This window comes from Paenibacillus andongensis (assembly GCF_025369935.1).
Taxonomy (GTDB): domain Bacteria; phylum Bacillota; class Bacilli; order Paenibacillales; family NBRC-103111; genus Paenibacillus_E; species Paenibacillus_E andongensis.
This window is the reverse complement of the sequence record NZ_CP104467.1, coordinates 846973-863119: the sequence shown is the minus strand read 5'-3', so window position 1 is coordinate 863119 and position 16147 is coordinate 846973. Positions and strand designations below refer to the sequence as shown.

The window sequence follows — 16147 nt, the reverse complement described above, 5'->3', positions numbered from 1 at the left end:
CTTCTTAGCTTGGCGACTCGCCAAACTCGTGGTATAAAACCCACAATGCATCTAATAGGAGCTATATAAGGTTTTTAATATCTTTAGGTAAGTATATCTCATATTTATCAACCTTGTCCATTCTGTACTCAGTTTGTGGACTAATCATTGCCTCATAGGCTTTTCTATTCAGTAGTTTGTTAAGCTCCTCAAACTTTCGTGCCCCCTCTTCTGTCAATGAGAATTCTATGTCATCGTACTTGGCTAAATTATCATTTATAGCATTACTAAGCATATTTGCAATTTGTGAATAATCCAATCCATGATTCCTTAGGTTTTCTACATTGCCATTATTCTTGATAATATGGAGCAATAATAGTAAATGTTCACTTTTCCATTGTTGACTTTGCACTTGTTCACCTCGGAAATGGAGCAATTCTTTTCTTGTTTTGCTTCCAAAAAACTGGAAACGTATTATTCGGTGTACGTATTAGAGTAATTAACGCTTCTGAGCCTCTATACCCTAGTCTTTCATTTTCGTTTATTTTTACAACTTTAGGAGATAGTTTATTCTCTATAGATTTCATAAGAAACAACTTTTCAGCTGCTTCGTGACTAGGATAATAATTACTTATGCCCTTATCATATTCAAAAGCTGTAAAAACTTTTATACCCATGTTTGAGACTTCTTCAAGACCATGTTTCATAGCAGCTATGGATAGAACAACAATTTTATTTTGTTGAACTCCAGTTGTATTAACTAAATAGTTTATTGCAGTACTAGCTGTTTCCCCTGTACCTATGAAATCATCTACTAAAAATAAAATACTGTGTTGCTTATTGACCAAATCAGCATCAAAATCAAGATCTTCAAAGTATTTACACAATTTCTGTGCGTATGTAGCATTGTATCGGAGAGTGTTGTTACCTTTAAGCATATACAACACCATAGTAGAACTTTTAGTCTTCCCCTTGTCCTCAGGTAAAATTAAAGGCGCAAAGTATATGTTTGTAATATTATTCAAGCTAAACGTCTGACTTTGCAATATATTTTGAAAAATAAAATCAAAATGTTTGTAATAGTTTTCAAATCTAAGCCATACGAAACGATTGGTAAGTTCAATAATAAATTCTTGTTGCTCTTCGTCTAATTCCCCTAAAATAGAACAGAACCGATTAAATAAACTGGCCTCATTAAGAGAATTATCTTCAACCACCCAAGCATGCTTTTGAAAGACAGTTTTTAATTTTAATATCGCACCAGGTTTTATGTTTTTCTTATTGGGATTCATTACTCGCTCTTCTTTAAATTATTTGTCATATAAACCGATTATACTTGTTTTCAAAAATAAGGGAATAGTACGGGGTAAATCAATTTTAGAGATACTCTCTAAAATTCGCACTTTAAAATCCCATGTATATATAGCAAACCAAAACCTGCCGTCGTATTAGGGAATCCTACTCGTATAGTTAATATTAGACCATATTTAATACCACTTTATCACCAAATTGATATCTTATAATCAATCCATCCAATTTCAGTGCATTTTTTTATTAATTGTATTATAAAAAATGCACCGTTTCACAGTAAAAATGTAAACAAAAAAAGCCCATCAGCAAGGAGTGTGGGCCGCATCTGTAAAAAAGTTAAAATCCGTTTATTCTATTTATTCAGGTAACTTAGTCATCCAATGTAACATTTTTATGTATAAGCCTTAAATGATGAAAATTCAAATGATCTAGGTTTGACTTTCTCAAAAACCTCCCTAACATTCTCCTTAACCCCTCAAAATTATAAGGATCCCCTTTAGTTGTGAAAAATATCAAATCGTTATCTGAGCTTTCCTTAATACGACCATAAGAATAGTTTTTCAACTCTTGTAGCAGCCTTGAACTTACTTTGATTGTTGTAATTCTAAGCGATTTCCTATGTTGAACATTAATCACTGATTCGGAAAAGTTAATATCTTTCCATCGGAGGCTTGGAATCTCCCCCAATCTCAATCCATAATGCATTACAAGAGAAAATATTAGATATAGTGATATATTCTGTGATTTTATTATTGACAATAATTTATCGATATCTTCCTTCTTGGGTAATGGCTTGTCAAAATCTTTCTCACGACTTACCTCATGTGGACTTTCAAAATATTTTTTATATCTCATAAGAGCCGAAAAAGAATGATACGCCTTTTCCGCCTCATCCCTTGAAGTAAAACCGGAAACCTTTATTTTACCCACATTGCTCCAATCATTAAATTCTTCATTTAAAGTAAAAAACCACGTCAATCCATCAGTATGTATGTTCATATCATCGACCTAACCTTTCTATTTGAGTTATGTCTTTAACTTTGGATATGTCAAATTAGCTTAGAGAGGTTGATTGAAAATATCCATCATCTTATTTATGTTTACACCAAATAGCTCTATTTTCTTTCGAACTTCTTTAAAGTACTCTAGTTCTAGTTTCAAAATTCTATTTTCCTCCAATGTGTCGTTTAACTGTTTTTGAATGTCAATGTATCTTTGTTCCATTAAATTCTCTTCGAGTATATGCGCATTAAGAAAACTCAACACTTGTTCCCAATTCAAATTTTTAACGGATTCATTTTTATTAATAAATTGTTGCAATGGAATGATAGTTCCTTCTGATAGTTTATTTATTTTCTGCTTTGCAATCCGTATTTCTTCATTATGTCGTTGTCTTAAAACAGAGTTAAATCGAAAAGCACATGCACCAGGGGTCCGACCTATTTCATGAGCTGCCTCCTCGAAAGCACGCTTTTGATTACTACCCCCAGCTAAATGTCTCAAAACAGAATTAAGTAAGAAAGTATCTTGTTCTAGTGACCAAACTTCATTTCTTGACCTTTCAACACTCATAGTTATCCTCTCCCATAATAAAATTATAATTCTATCTTTTAGTTTTTCCAGAAATTATAGTTCTATTCAATTGTGGTAGATCATAAACCAGTTGTTTTTAGCCAGCTATCTATCGAGTCCCTGTGAAACAAAATACGTCTTCTAACTCGAACATATGGAATCTGTTTCTCACGAACCATTGCGTATATACAATCCTGAGAAACACACAAATAACTAGAAAGTTCTTTTACAGTAAACATTGCCTTTTCATTAGTCGCATAGGAATCTTGTGAGATCGTATCTATATTTACTTGCGATGCTGCTTTCTTTTCTTCTTGATTCAATAGTAGCCTACTTTGACTTAAATCCACTTCATCTTGCTTATCCATCCACTCTTCGATTAATTCAAGCAACTGTTTACGCCTTGCTTCGCTAATTTTGACCATGCAAATAACCCTCCCAAGTCTTTTAATGGAAGGGTTACCCTAGTTACATTGCTTAAATCAGAATTACATCATGTTGTTAGATTTTCTCTAAAAACAGTTACAAATGTATACTTTCTTAATCTCATCTCTTTTAATGCTTCTATTAACTGATCATTTCTACTTGAGAAATTTCTGTACAATATTACTTTACTGGTCCCACGTAATAATGCTGATGTATATACAATCGCATCTATTTGAAGATCCTTTGTATTAAGGTAATGCGTTAGTGGAATTTCATAAACACTATACAATTCAATAGTTCGGTATTGCCTCCAACTACGCAACTTTGCAACGAATGAAGTAGAAAGAGAAAGCGGAAAATCGATCTCAACTTTATAATAATCTATTTCTTTCTTATTAGAATTAAAAATAGTCAATACTTCATTGCTGTTAATTGTATTTTCAACACGAAGAAGATTGTTAAAGTTGTTGCGATAGTAAGATATGTCATCATAAAGCAAAAACTCATCAGGGACATCAAGTAATTTTGCCAATGATGATATGAGCCCGGGGGCAGATCCTGTCCGTTTAGGTTTACTGTTCTTTTGAAAAAGGGAATTGATTGTCGTCACTGGCTTATCAAGTAATTCAGCTATTTCTTTAGCTGATTTGAATCCATTTAATGCAGCTAGGGCATGAATCCGATCATGTGAATTTAATTTTTTCAATAACAAATCACAAACCTGAATATCCCGCAAAAGGATCTTAGCCTCCGGCCATTTCCGCATTTGCAGTCCTGCATGAGCATCAATGAACCCATCATATGACAGCCAATCTTGAACAAAAAAATAAACAGCTTTTAAATTTTTCTCAATGTAACCTTGTCCCGCCTTTGTAAATTGAATACTTTTCAACCACGTTTGGAAGGACTGTTCTCTTCTTACTTCTTCTGGGCTTTTATCTTTTTTGGTCATTTCATCACCATTTATTATTTTATAAAAAACAAATGAAACCGTCTGATCATAACGGCATGTTGTTAGTAAAGTTAGTTTTTGTAAGGAATAGTTTGAAATAATTACAGGATCTTGCTTTATAGATTGGGGGGAGATAATTTCTGACATAATAATGAAGGTAAACACAATGGGGATAGAGAGGAATCCTTAATTGCATAAAAAACTACTTCAACTTTGGTTTAGGTTTTTAAATAATCTAACGGTCTAATGCAACAAAAAAAGGAAATACCAATTGTCGATTGACAATTAATATTTCCTCATAAACTCATATGGGTGATAGCCGTGCTTCCCCGATTACACTTTAGCTAAATAAAGGGAGAATTTGATAAAGAACAATTTATCAAAAATAACTGTAAATAAATGACAAAAACCATTTGCAGCCTTCCCTTGCACATAGGTGAGGCATAATCGCCTTCCAGCTGAGTCCAATGGAACACAGCAGATCTTTATGATCACTTATACTTCAGATCATCACATCAAACCAAGGATGTTCAACTTGCCACACTAAGTGGAAACGCGAACTTAATCGCAAAAAAATCTTGTTTCTTCTATTCTACTACCTGTCTCGAATTTTTTCAACAATCTATGTTAGAGAATAAGTATAGATAGAATCGATGCGGAAACACTGAATAAAAAGGAGTTGCAAATCTGATGATTCCATCAAATCTACTATTGAAGGAAAGCAACAATAGCAGCAAAAGGGACGTTGAAAACAAACCTACAGGGTTCAAGCTATTTCTCACTGAGTCAGGTGTAAGGCGTACTGCCATCATCGAAAACAATGTGCTTCTGTTCTTTGTCTATTCACTCAGTCATCAGTTAATTAATGATCACGAAAACATAAACGGACCACAGCTTGCGCAGCCCATACTTACCTATAAGCAGCACTTAGAAGATCTATTGAAGGAGGGTAAGATATTACCCTCTGAGAGGCAACAATATTTGTACAGTCTCGATTTTTATATCCGATATTTACGGACAAAAAATATTTATGTTCCGCTGGACAATTATCTGCTTAACCAAGAAGTCCCCCACTTCGATGATCTCGGATGTGCGCCCTTACGGGAATATATCGAGGAGCTGTGCCGGTTAAATAAACTGTGCGTTACAACTGAATTACGCAACATCAAATCAATTCTAAAGCTGCTCGACCCTGAAATCAGACAAAACATCAGACTGTTAACTCAGACCCACTTGACGGATATTGAAAACCACTTCTTAAAACGCATAGACGAAGAAACCATTTTGTCCAGGTCAGCTTATTATCAATTAAATGTATTGCGCAGATTTCTCCGGTTTCTAAAAAGAAATCAGTACATTTATTTCGATTATGTGATACCAGAACAGTTTGATTCCACAGTCGTTAGAGAGAATTCTTTTGTTACCAATGAAGACAGAATGTCCTTTCTTAATGGAATTCTTCAGGATCAGTACAGCCCTTTCCAAAAAAGGGATCTCTGTGTTGTCCTCTTGATCATGTTTACCGGTTGTCGCCCGATAGAAATATGTACACTACGGATCCAGGATGTGTTAAAAACGGAGTCACGTATATATCTGTATTCACTCAAATCTTCCCAGCGTTCCATCCAGCTGGAGAAAGAAGTGATGCTTATCCTTCGATCCTATATCAATAAACAAAGAAACGGCGCCAGCTTAATAGACCCGCTATTCGTTACCGGCAGAGGAATGAGAATAGAAACAAAGCATATAAGCAGCATATTTAATAAATACAATAGGAAAATATTTGGTATGAGTAAAGTTTCTGCTAGAGCTTTAAGACACACCTTCATTACAAGTGCACTAGATGATCATTCTGGCAATGAGCTCACAGAAGTTTCCAGATCAGTTGGTCATTCGGATTTACGTTCAACCATGCATTACTATTACCGAAACATTAAAAGACTGGTTTCTAATGCCCTGCCCTATCTCACATAATAGAAAAGGAGTAGCCCCCATGAGTATCGAGATCAATCCGAAATATAACATTATAGAAATCTGCCAAGCATTTAATATCTCCGTAAATGACTTCAGTAATCTTGTGCAAAAATCTTCTAACAGACAAGCAGAGACTTTGAAAGACATTGCTGTTGCAGAAGCAATCCCCAGATTTTTGCAATGGTTTGATGACAAAGTACAACAGAAGAAAAAATCCATTAATTCATTAGCACTTTACAGAGGATACTTAAAAAAGTTTTTACACTTCATTGAAGTAACAAATCCCGAAATTAAAGTCACACAGCTTAATGAAGACCTGCTCTACGAATTTCTTCAGACGTATGAGGGTCGGAACAGCACGTCGACTTTATCTCCCTATACGACTAACAATTTCATTGCTATAATCCGCAGCCTGATCAAATTTTGTTTTAAACAAAGACTTATCAGTACTGATTTTAGGAGAGATTTTGAATGGGAGAAAACAAACCCCCTTCCCAAATATCTGAATCCTGAAGAGCTATCGCAACTGCTGAGTGCCTCCCTTCAACTAACAAATGGATACCGTTCATTTGCCATACTCACTTTTTTGGCTGGAACGGGTGTAAGAATAGGCGAGGCACTTGACTTAAAAATTAATGACATTAATTTTAAAGAAGGGTTCTTTCTTATCCGAAACGGAAAAGGAAATAAATCACGCCATGTTCCATTAGATCCTAATGTTCGTGACGTCCTGCTTGACTATCTTAACATTACCGGAGTAGACCATATTGAACCCAATTTAAACGGATACATATTTACAAAAGATTATGGAGCTCACAGACCAACAAAGTTAACCCGTGAGGCTGTAGAATCAATGTTTCGTAAGCTATGTCGCAAACTGAATTTAAACCAATCCTTTACCGTCCATTCCCTTAGACATACCTTTGCTGTTAACTGTTTGCGCAGAGGAATGCCAATACATGTGCTTCAACAAATTCTAGGACATAATGATCCAGCAACAACGGCGATTTATACCAAGCTTTTCCCAAAAGATATATTAGCCGAGCTAAACAGACACTTCCCTTTTCAATTTGGTAAGTTGATGTTAGAAACAGTTAAGGAGGACGTTAACCATTGAGGGTTTTCCAGGATGATGCTCATCGTTTTATTACAAATTCAAGCTTCACAGAGCGGATTAAGCAGAAATACACGAAATATTTAAATGAGTTTGGCGATTTTCTTTCTGCCCGGTTAAACCAGCCAATAGACTCGACCGATCTTGAACGTATTTATGTTTTTAGAGATTTATCAGGAATGAGTCTTTATGGCCCCCTAGATGCAAAATTAGTGGATGAATATTTCACATCAATTCGTTCATTAAATTACTTCCACATCATAGAGACCCGCTACACCTTAGGCAGTTTTTTTCAATATCTAGAGCGAAACTATAAATTTAAAAACCCTATCCCTATGCTTTCTTTTGATTTCAAAAGCCTGAAACCAAATAAAAGACCTAATCGTTCCCTTTCCAAGCACGAACTTTTACGTTTGCTGCATACGATTATAACGAAGAGCCCGATGCTTGAGAGGGATCTACTGCTTTTCACCCTTCTTCTTTCAACTGGATGCAGAATATCTGAAATTGTATCACTCAGAATTAAAGACTTTGAATTTGAAAGCAACATCTTTAAAATTGAGAAAACCAAAAATAAAAAGCAAAGAATCGGTTACTTAGTGGAAGGAATGACCTGCGCTATTCTACAATACTCAAATAAACAATTACTAGCATCAAGTGATTATTTATTTAAACTAGACGAACAGAATCGCTTAACTGCCAGCAAAGCCCTTTCTCTGTTACATTCATATTGCGATATTGCAAAAATACCACATTTTACGTTGCACGGCACTAGACACACGTTTACAACCATGATGAAAGAGGCAGGATGTGATATTACTACCATACAGCAAATACTTGGACACGAACCAAATCATTTTAAAACTACACAAAGATATATTGATGAGAATGTTTTGCGTAATAAAGGAATTACGGTTAAAGAAAATGAGGAGTTACTTCACTTTCTTAAAACAAATAAAGGGAATTATCAGTAAATAAAAGGGAACGCGTATAGTCGATAATGCCGTTTCCCTTTATTTACCCTATTACTCGAAATATTTGTCCGTAATATCCTATATATTAAATAGATATACTAATTTGATTTTAGTATATTTTTACCTTTGCACATCCTTAGTTGAAACTCTCAACAAATTTCACATCAGCTGGTGCAAATTCAAACTCCCTCAACTCTTCTATCCGCACCCAACAAGACTCATCATGGTCAACCAGTACGATCTCGCCACCCACAAACCTCGCTCTATAAGCAATCAATTGAATATGAAGCGCCCCATACCAATGATCATTCATTCCAAAAAATTCATACGGCTCAATCTTAATGTTCATCTCTTCCTTCAGCTCTCTTACTAAACAAGCTTCCGGCGACTCACCTTCCTCTAGCTTCCCACCTGGAAATTCCCATAGCCCGCCCTGAGACTTCTCAGGCCGACGTCTAGCTATGAGCAGTAACCCTTCTTCATTTTCTATAATCGCTGCAGCTACTCGAATCATTTCATCACACTTCCTATACGATGCATTTATTAGCAGCCGGCACCATCACGGGCGGCATCTCCTCTTTTAATTGCCAAACGAAACTCATGGGCTTACTGCCCTCATGTTTCACATATTCTGCTTCCCCTAGGAAAACAAATGGTGACGTATAATCATTCTCTTCCTTATATTCACGAACAAATAGGGCGATTCGGTTGCCAGTCTCTCTTTGATGAATATACCTTTGCGCTGTTTTGGTATCCTCTGATATCCGGCTTTGGGTCTGCCAATGAAATAAACGCTCACTAATGGCATAGTCTTCATACAATGTCGAAGGTGAAAAATCCTTATCCGATTTATTTAATGTGATAAAGAATATATCCGTCTTCTTATCTTCAAGATGTTTTACACCTTCTCGAAAAGCTGGTGCTTTCTCTTCATTCCAGAGTCCAAATGCCGCTAAAATCTGATCGGTAGAGTATTGGCAATGAATATCGATCGGGCACGGAAATGGAAAATCATGTTTCTTATCGACGAAATCAATATGGGCATAGTTATATTTAAAAATTTCAATAATCTCATCCCGAAATGCAGTACTAGATAAAATGGATTTAACTCCTGCTTCTATTTCAACAAAACCATGCTTCTTAGGCTCTGCCCGATAAAAGGTATAATAGAACATGTTTAGCATGAGATGCTCTTCTTCTGTTTCTGGTTGCTTCTCTTCCTCTATATATGAAATTAAAAATTTCAATAACCTTCGTGAGTTCAGATTTAATAATGCTGGAATACGTTTTACTAATTCTGTTGGAGGAAGTTCAAAAGGCTCTAGCACGCCTGCCTCAACCATTAATCCCCTTAAGAATCTGTTACCGTTGCGACCACCATATAGTTCAAATGCAGAAATTCCATGGTACTCAATGAAATTTGTCAAGGTAAGCATGAGTCCCGTATCATCTGCAAAATATTTAATCTTATTAATTAAACTTCGTCGATTAGTTGACGCCTGCTTCAAATTTCTTAGGATGTAATCCTTTGCTTGTTTTTCAAGTTGAACAAAGCTTCCCCTAGGTAAACTAGAGAAACCATTCTCTACATAATGCTGAACGGAGTGTTTAGTTTTGCCTAACAGAGAACGGAATTTCTCCTGAAAGTTATACTCCTTATGTGCTTGCCCAATGAAGTCAAGAACGGTAAGACATTCTTTCCCCTCTGCCAAACGCAAACCACGACCAAGCTGCTGCAGAAAAACAGTCAAGCTTTCTGTAGGACGTAAGAATAGAATGGTGTTCACTTCCGGGATATCCACCCCTTCATTGTAAAGATCCACTACAAAGATGAGCTTAATTTCACCACTAATGAGCCGGCCCTTTGCCTGACTTCGTTCTTGTTCATGAGAGTTCCCGTGCAGCGCAATTGATGGGATTCCCGCTTCATCAAATACTTTTGCCATATATAATGCATGCTCGACACTTACGCAAAATCCTAAACCTTTTACTTCGTCCAAATCTGTTACGTACTTTTTGAGACTATTCAAAATCTGTGTAGCGCGAATCTTATCGCTTGTGTATAGGCCCTCTAGCTCTCGTAGATCATAACCTCTCCTCGACCATTTCACTTGAGTCAAATCCACATGATCGGTTACTCCAAAATAATGAAAGGGTGAAAGCAACTTTCGGTCTATGGCGTCTATTAATCGAATCTCAGCAGCAATGGTATGGTCGAAATAGGCTAATATATCCTTCCCGTCCATACGTTCTGGCGTTGCCGTCAAACCTAGCAAAATCTCTGGCTGATAGTGGGTGAGAAGCTTTTGATAGGATGGCGCGGCGGCATGATGAAACTCATCCACAATAATAAAATCATAGAAGTTACTTGTCGTGATCTCTGCTAATTTCATTGAGTTGAAACTCTGTATACTGATAAACAGATGATCGACCGATTGTGCTTGATTGCTACCTACATGCAGTTCTCCAAAATTAAGATCCTTTAAAATAAACCTAAACGTATCCCGGCTCTGCTTCAATATTTCTTCTCGATGAGCAACAAAAAGAAGCTTTGCTCCTGGATTTTTTGACCTATATCGCTTGAAATCAAAAGCTGATATCACCGTCTTACCAACACCTGTCGCAGCGAGCAATAAGTTTTTCATTCTTCCGTATAAGGTCCTCTGAGCTTCAAGCTTTTCCAAGACTTCCTTTTGGTAATCATAGGGCGTCAGGTCGAAATGGAAATGAAGTGCTTCATGCTCATTAACCTTCTTTTTCCCTAAAGCTTCCTGAAGTTGAGTCTCGTGTTCCACGTTCTCAGGAGAAAAGAGCTTGAATTCCCTATCGTTCCAATAGCTCTCAAAAGTGGCCTCGATCTTTTTAAGGACATCATAGGAATCTTTTTCTGTCACCTTCAAATTCCATTCTAGACCACTAGTAAGAGCAGGGTTAGAAAGATTAGATGAACCTACGTAAGCTGTTGTAAACCCTGTGTCTCGCATAAATACGTAGGCTTTCGCATGAAGTCGGGTCCTATCCGTATCATAGGATATCTTAATTTTTGTATTTGAGAGCTTGCTTAATTCTAATACAGCTTTGTAGTCAGTCGCTTCCATATAAGTAGTCGTAATAACACGAAGCTGTCCACCGCTGGAAGTGAATTGTTCTAGCTGCTCCATGAGACATCGAAGACCGCTCCATTTGATAAATGATACTAACAGATCTATCCGATCGGCTGTCACAATTTCATGCTTTAATTCATTCATCATGTTGGGTTCCGAGTGTGAACCTGTAAATAACGAGCTTTGAGATAGTGGTGTTGCCGGCCGAAGCACCTTTTCATTTTTAATACCACGAACATGATTAAGCTTTGAGTAGACGTATGTTAATACTTCACCCTGCTCGTCAAGCTGCAGCTCCTTGTATTCCTCTTGCCCCAGAGTTTCCTTTAGTGTAGCGATAATCTCATTACAGGTTCTGACCTGAGCAAGTACGGCTTCTTCGTCACTGCTTTGTTCCCTCACTGCTTTTAGCGCTCTACGAGTGACCGTAGCCAAATAATTGGATAGCATCTTTCTCGCTTCCTCAGCATCTAATCGTTCCTTGCCTACCTCATATAAAGTCGGGTCTAGGGCTGATAACTGCTTCGTAGTTATGTTGTTTATGATCTGTTCGTAGAGTCCTTGTTTCATAAGGGCACCTCTCTCTATAAAAAGAGCACCACAAGGGTGCGCAATGTCAATTCCAGTCTTATACAGATTGTTTATGTAATGACGTTTGCTGGCTTCTTTTCTGAATAATCTCGTCTAAGTATTGAGTGAATTTTGATTCCCCGCTATAAGTCAGGAACAACCACTCCAATGCCCGAGTCATACCAATATAAAAGAGAGAGACCTCTCTCTCTTCTACTTCTTCAAGTGGAAACGGCATATTCTCAATGTTGATAATAAACACTGCCCGAAAATCGAGGCCTTTTGCACTGTCGATGGTAGATATCTTAATCTTATTTTCATCTCGCACAAAATTTCGTTTGGACTCCGCATTTTCTGTAATCCATGTATACGGTAATTCATGCAGTTCCAAACTGTTTTTTATTTCATCAAAGTATGAAGTACGATGGCTATTTTTAACCCGATATAATATGGCTATATCCTGAAAAGGTATGTTTTTGTGTTGGTTTAGGAATGTAACTGACTTGGATACAAAATTCATTTCCTCTCGAATATCGCGAAACCCTTTAATCATAGGTTCCGGACCTTTTCTCTTCGTTGATTGCGGAGGGATGATTTCCACACCATCTACCGAACCTTCCTGAACCTTATTCTTTAATTGGGAATGTTCTTGATAAAACCCCCAAGCGAACTGAACAATTTGCGCAGTATTACGGTAATTGATAGCAAGAATTTTTGATCGCCCACGAAAATTAAGACCAATATCCTGAGCCAGGCTTGTTTTCCTATTAAAAATAGTTTGTGCTCGGTCTTCAACTAAGAGCAACGATTGAGTATCTGGATTTAAACAGCAGCTTAACAGTTTCAGCCAAACAGGTTCAAAATCCTGGCCTTCATCAATCATAATCGCATCATATGTCGGAAGGATTGCCTCCTTATTGTTCACTTTCTCCAATAGTGTAGGTATTTCACTATCTTTCATATGTAAACTGTTCCTCAGCCACTCATGAAAATTATATACCTCTACTTTCGATTCTCTTTGATTATCCGATGACCCTAAGTTGATTAGATCCAACAAATCTTCAGGCTCATTCATCATTCGCTCGATCATTTGTTTTAAGCTTCGGGATAATGGAATTCCGTAACATAGTACAAGAATCTTCCAATCTGGATGAGCCTTAGCTAACATCTTAGCGCGGCTGGCAAGAACAAGCGTTTTGCCGCTTCCTGCAACCCCTCTAATAAGTCGGTGTTTATCGCCGATTTGTTTCGCCATATTTTCTTGATGAAGATCCATTGTTTTGATGTTATGAAGTGAGAGAAGCAACTGATCCTGATGTTTAATAGTAGGCTTATACTCTGCACTGATCCGCACCTCAGGAAACAGGTGGAAGCGAATGGCTTGTATATCTTCATTGGTTAAAATGTTCTTTTTCTGACTCCAAACCGTGAACATGCCATGGATTTTTTCCTTTAATATTTCTTGAGAAAAGCCATCCTCATCCGGATCAACTTCATCTCTGCATAGTACAAATTGAGGCTCAATCACTTGGTATAGATCGTGTTTGATAAAATCCTCTTGCTTAAGTCGAGTAAAGACTGTGCCAAAACCATAAGGGAACTTCAAATAAGAACTCGCGTCTTGTACGAGATTCTTATCTTTTTTCAGGTGCTCCGATATTAAGCGAGCATTATCCCTAGCTTGTTTGAGCGGACTTTTCGTAGTCACCAACTCACCGGCAGTGTTTCGCAGAGTCCACTCATCGTGATTAACTTGGTACAATGTACCTTTGGTATAATCCTTAACCTCAAGAATAACGAGCCCCAAATCAGGGCCTATAATGACAAAGTCGGGTCTTCTACCCCGAATCTCAGGTTCATAATAAACAATATAGTCACTCGGTAAATGATCTTTTAAACTTTCAAACAAAATACGTTCTCCAGCCGTTGCACCTCTGGGGATCGTTTCCGGTACCATGTAAGCCATATTCTGTCTCTCCTAGTACGTAATACCTACTAGCACTATTATAGTACTAAATAGCCTGGAATGAATATACAGAGTATGACAAATATCCTTATTTTTCACTTAACCGCTCTAATCTGTTGTCGGCCATTGGAAATCTCTTCGATAGTAAGTATCTTTTAATTTCTTTAAATCGTACTCCCATTCAAAAATGGCGTGCGAATACTTATTTGCACCGCCTTTTTGGCGCTTTCTTGCTTTTACATTGGTTGCAATTACATTAGCTACTTTTTCTAGTCCGAGTTTTGGTAGCGCCTCATTTTCTAAGATTATCCATCTTTTCGATCGATTGCTATCTGTTATTTTATATCCTAATTTGTGAAGGGGGCTCTCTAGACCAAATCGGTTTCCATCTTTATTGCCTGGTTTTAATGTTTCCACAGCATATGTACTAGGCCACTGAAAATCGTGTTTTTTAGGTTCGGTTACAGGGACCATGATTTTGGGTGTAATTCCCCAATCATTAATTTGGAACTGACACCCTGATGCCTGTTTTTTTATTTGGATTAAATTACTCTCATTTGCACAGACATATTTACATACAGAGCAAGCCCATGCGGATGTTCGTACATAGCCCTGAATCTTTCCATATTTAAAAGAAGCAAGCTCAATTGTTTCCGTTGTCAAAGTGCCGGAACAGCGATAGCAAGTTTCGGAGTCTTCAGGTTTTCTCCAAATGGCTGCCATTTTTCTGAAACTTTGCTCTATTTTTTTTGGAGGTGGATTTTTCACAGGTTGTAGAATTGGTTTTGGCGGTTTCGAATTATTTTTTTGTTTGTTAGTATTCTTTTTTGTTTGATGTTGTTTATGCGGCGGCTCCTGAATTGCCTTGTTAGGAGTATCCTTAGAGCTAGGTTCATCTGGATCAACTACCGAGGATTGAGCTGCTTCTAGTGCATCGAGATTATTAGATACATGATCTTGAGAGGCGCTTTGATTCATTTGTTTGATCAGGTAAATACCTAAGATAACAACTACAATTGCAATAAGTATATACATTTTTCTATACTCACCTCTATCAAAAATTCTCGGCGGCTTCTAGATATTCATTGAGCTCCTCTGCTAATTTAGAGCAAGGTGACACCTTACTCATTTTATCACGCTCAGTTGTTACCTAAAGGTTACTCATTTCCACTCCTTACCTTTCAAAAGATTAGCGATTTCTGCTGTATTCATTTTTACATTAAATCCGGCTATGGTAGAAACATCAAAATATCGTTTCCCCATCATCCCATTTTTTGAAATCTTAATGAATTCAGTTTCATAGAACTTGTCTACGAAGAAAAACCTATGATTACTAGCAAGATCATAGCCGAACTCACCATATGCTTCTTTAATTACTTGTCTTAAGACGCCTTTCTGTTCATCAGATAAAACACCGAGTTGAGTTGAAACAACTCTAATTTCATCTTTTTTATTGTCATACTCTATATCAACAATACAAATTATTTTACCAATTCCTCTGACTGCTTTATTAGTATAAAGCCCAATGTAATTGTGGTTTTGGTATCTATTAGAACTTGGATCATAATATACGTTGTACTTTATATTTTGTTGAAAAGTTACCCCCGTTGGAACGAAACGAAATTTTGTCTCAATGTTATCAATCAACCCAGATTCACTACAGAACGCTTCATAATCTTGGATCATATCTTTCATCTCAAAGTCATAATCGTTTAAAGTTTCATTGAAGTTTTCACAAATTTCTTTAAATGTTACTGACGCAAAAGATATACTATTAATCCTTAATGCATTAATTTTGTTCAGTTCATTGACTATTTGACGTCTGTAGTCCTCTTTAATAGACTCTTTATTTATCCATAAAAATATTTGATTTTTTTCATCTTTAAATTCGCTGAAATGTTTCTTAATCTGGCTAACATTTTGTTGTCCATAAAGTTTAGTTTCAATTAGTATTTTAAAAGTTTCTTGTTGGATATAAGCATCAGGAACACTTCCATTACCTTTTTCTTGTTGACCAAATTTAATAGTCATGTCCAGATTAATCCCGGAATTCTCAAGAATTGAATTTAGATACCTATTAAATTTCTCACTACTGTTGTTGGATAATCTTTTAAAGAGCAACATTGTATTGTTCGTCACCATGTTCTCTTTCTGAGAATACCTTGGAAAATAATGAATCAATGACATTAAGACCTCTCCTTGTCA

Annotated in this window: 14 protein-coding genes; 3 read left to right on the top strand and 11 right to left on the bottom strand. The window is 36.7% G+C overall.

The genetic code is table 11. The annotated features are described in order from the left end of the window. Nucleotides 1-61: 61 nt before the first annotated feature. The 6 genes from NYR53_RS03840 to NYR53_RS03815 all read right to left on the bottom strand — a co-directional run bounded on the left by NYR53_RS03840 (nucleotide 62) and on the right by NYR53_RS03815 (nucleotide 4387). Nucleotides 62-391: a hypothetical protein gene (locus NYR53_RS03840; protein WP_261304008.1), complete on the bottom strand. Its 330-nt coding sequence runs from the start codon at nucleotides 389-391 to the stop codon at nucleotides 62-64. 4 nt (nucleotides 392-395) lie between these two features. Continuing rightward, a complete protein-coding gene (locus NYR53_RS03835) occupies nucleotides 396-1271 on the bottom strand; it encodes a phosphoribosyltransferase-like protein (protein WP_261304007.1) in 876 nt (291 codons plus the stop codon). Between the two features lie 388 nt (nucleotides 1272-1659). Then, on the bottom strand, nucleotides 1660-2289 hold the full coding sequence (locus NYR53_RS03830; protein ID WP_261304006.1) for a tyrosine-type recombinase/integrase: 630 nt from the start codon (nucleotides 2287-2289) through the stop codon (nucleotides 1660-1662). Between the two features lie 60 nt (nucleotides 2290-2349). After that, complete coding sequence (locus NYR53_RS03825) at nucleotides 2350-2862, bottom strand: hypothetical protein (RefSeq protein WP_261304005.1); 513 nt, start codon at nucleotides 2860-2862, stop codon at nucleotides 2350-2352. Nucleotides 2863-2942: 80 nt separating this feature from the next. Continuing rightward, nucleotides 2943-3287, bottom strand: coding sequence for an excisionase family DNA-binding protein (locus NYR53_RS34380; RefSeq protein ID WP_367618614.1), 345 nt, complete (start codon nucleotides 3285-3287; stop codon nucleotides 2943-2945). A 68-nt stretch (nucleotides 3288-3355) separates the two neighbouring features. After that, nucleotides 3356-4387, bottom strand: a complete 1032-nt coding sequence (locus tag NYR53_RS03815) for a hypothetical protein (protein ID WP_261304004.1) — start codon at nucleotides 4385-4387, stop codon at nucleotides 3356-3358. A 543-nt stretch (nucleotides 4388-4930) separates the two neighbouring features. Between NYR53_RS03815 and NYR53_RS03810 the strand changes: the two genes are divergently transcribed. Genes NYR53_RS03810 through NYR53_RS03800 form a run of 3 tightly spaced genes read left to right on the top strand, consistent with a single transcriptional unit; the run spans nucleotide 4931 to nucleotide 8302 of the window. After that, a complete protein-coding gene (locus NYR53_RS03810; protein WP_261304003.1) occupies nucleotides 4931-6214 on the top strand; it encodes a tyrosine-type recombinase/integrase in 1284 nt (427 codons plus the stop codon). A gap of 19 nt (nucleotides 6215-6233) precedes the next feature. Further along, entirely contained in the window at nucleotides 6234-7331 is a 1098-nt protein-coding gene (locus tag NYR53_RS03805) for a tyrosine-type recombinase/integrase (RefSeq protein ID WP_261304002.1), read from the top strand. Continuing rightward, nucleotides 7328-8302, top strand: coding sequence for a tyrosine-type recombinase/integrase (locus NYR53_RS03800; protein WP_261304001.1), 975 nt, complete (start codon nucleotides 7328-7330; stop codon nucleotides 8300-8302). The genes NYR53_RS03805 and NYR53_RS03800 overlap by 4 nt, the downstream gene beginning before the upstream one ends. Before the next feature lie 136 nt (nucleotides 8303-8438). Here NYR53_RS03800 and NYR53_RS03795 read toward each other — a convergent pair whose 3' ends face one another. The 5 genes from NYR53_RS03795 to NYR53_RS03775 all read right to left on the bottom strand — a co-directional run bounded on the left by NYR53_RS03795 (nucleotide 8439) and on the right by NYR53_RS03775 (nucleotide 16129). Further along, the gene (locus tag NYR53_RS03795) at nucleotides 8439-8816 is read right to left on the bottom strand and encodes a (deoxy)nucleoside triphosphate pyrophosphohydrolase (protein WP_261304000.1); all 378 of its coding nucleotides are present in this window, start codon (nucleotides 8814-8816) and stop codon (nucleotides 8439-8441) included. Nucleotides 8817-8829: 13 nt separating this feature from the next. Further along, nucleotides 8830-11976 carry a DEAD/DEAH box helicase gene (locus tag NYR53_RS03790; RefSeq protein ID WP_261303999.1) on the bottom strand — a complete coding sequence of 1049 codons (3147 nt, stop codon included), beginning with the start codon at nucleotides 11974-11976 and terminating at the stop codon, nucleotides 8830-8832. A gap of 58 nt (nucleotides 11977-12034) precedes the next feature. Beyond that, nucleotides 12035-13942, bottom strand: coding sequence for a 3'-5' exonuclease (locus NYR53_RS03785; protein WP_261303998.1), 1908 nt, complete (start codon nucleotides 13940-13942; stop codon nucleotides 12035-12037). Nucleotides 13943-14050: 108 nt separating this feature from the next. After that, the gene (locus NYR53_RS03780) at nucleotides 14051-14977 is read right to left on the bottom strand and encodes a hypothetical protein (protein ID WP_261303997.1); all 927 of its coding nucleotides are present in this window, start codon (nucleotides 14975-14977) and stop codon (nucleotides 14051-14053) included. A 126-nt stretch (nucleotides 14978-15103) separates the two neighbouring features. After that, nucleotides 15104-16129 carry a hypothetical protein gene (locus NYR53_RS03775; RefSeq protein ID WP_261303996.1) on the bottom strand — a complete coding sequence of 342 codons (1026 nt, stop codon included), beginning with the start codon at nucleotides 16127-16129 and terminating at the stop codon, nucleotides 15104-15106. Nucleotides 16130-16147: the final 18 nt, after the last annotated feature.

Excerpts from the sequence above, each read along its gene's own strand:
- NYR53_RS03835 (WP_261304007.1), bottom strand. The coding sequence starts at position 1,271 with ATGAATCCCAATAAGAAAAACATAAAACCTGGTGCGATATTAAAATTA.
- NYR53_RS03830 (WP_261304006.1), bottom strand. The coding sequence starts at position 2,289 with ATGAACATACATACTGATGGATTGACGTGGTTTTTTACTTTAAATGAA.
- NYR53_RS03825 (WP_261304005.1), bottom strand. The coding sequence starts at position 2,862 with ATGAGTGTTGAAAGGTCAAGAAATGAAGTTTGGTCACTAGAACAAGAT.
- NYR53_RS34380 (WP_367618614.1), bottom strand. The coding sequence starts at position 3,287 with ATGGTCAAAATTAGCGAAGCAAGGCGTAAACAGTTGCTTGAATTAATC.
- NYR53_RS03815 (WP_261304004.1), bottom strand. The coding sequence starts at position 4,387 with ATGTCAGAAATTATCTCCCCCCAATCTATAAAGCAAGATCCTGTAATT.
- NYR53_RS03810 (WP_261304003.1), top strand. The coding sequence starts at position 4,931 with ATGATTCCATCAAATCTACTATTGAAGGAAAGCAACAATAGCAGCAAA.
- NYR53_RS03805 (WP_261304002.1), top strand. The coding sequence starts at position 6,234 with ATGAGTATCGAGATCAATCCGAAATATAACATTATAGAAATCTGCCAA.
- NYR53_RS03795 (WP_261304000.1), bottom strand. The coding sequence starts at position 8,816 with ATGATTCGAGTAGCTGCAGCGATTATAGAAAATGAAGAAGGGTTACTG.
- NYR53_RS03790 (WP_261303999.1), bottom strand. The coding sequence starts at position 11,976 with ATGAAACAAGGACTCTACGAACAGATCATAAACAACATAACTACGAAG.
- NYR53_RS03785 (WP_261303998.1), bottom strand. The coding sequence starts at position 13,942 with ATGGCTTACATGGTACCGGAAACGATCCCCAGAGGTGCAACGGCTGGA.
- NYR53_RS03780 (WP_261303997.1), bottom strand. The coding sequence starts at position 14,977 with ATGTATATACTTATTGCAATTGTAGTTGTTATCTTAGGTATTTACCTG.
- NYR53_RS03775 (WP_261303996.1), bottom strand. The coding sequence starts at position 16,129 with ATGTCATTGATTCATTATTTTCCAAGGTATTCTCAGAAAGAGAACATG.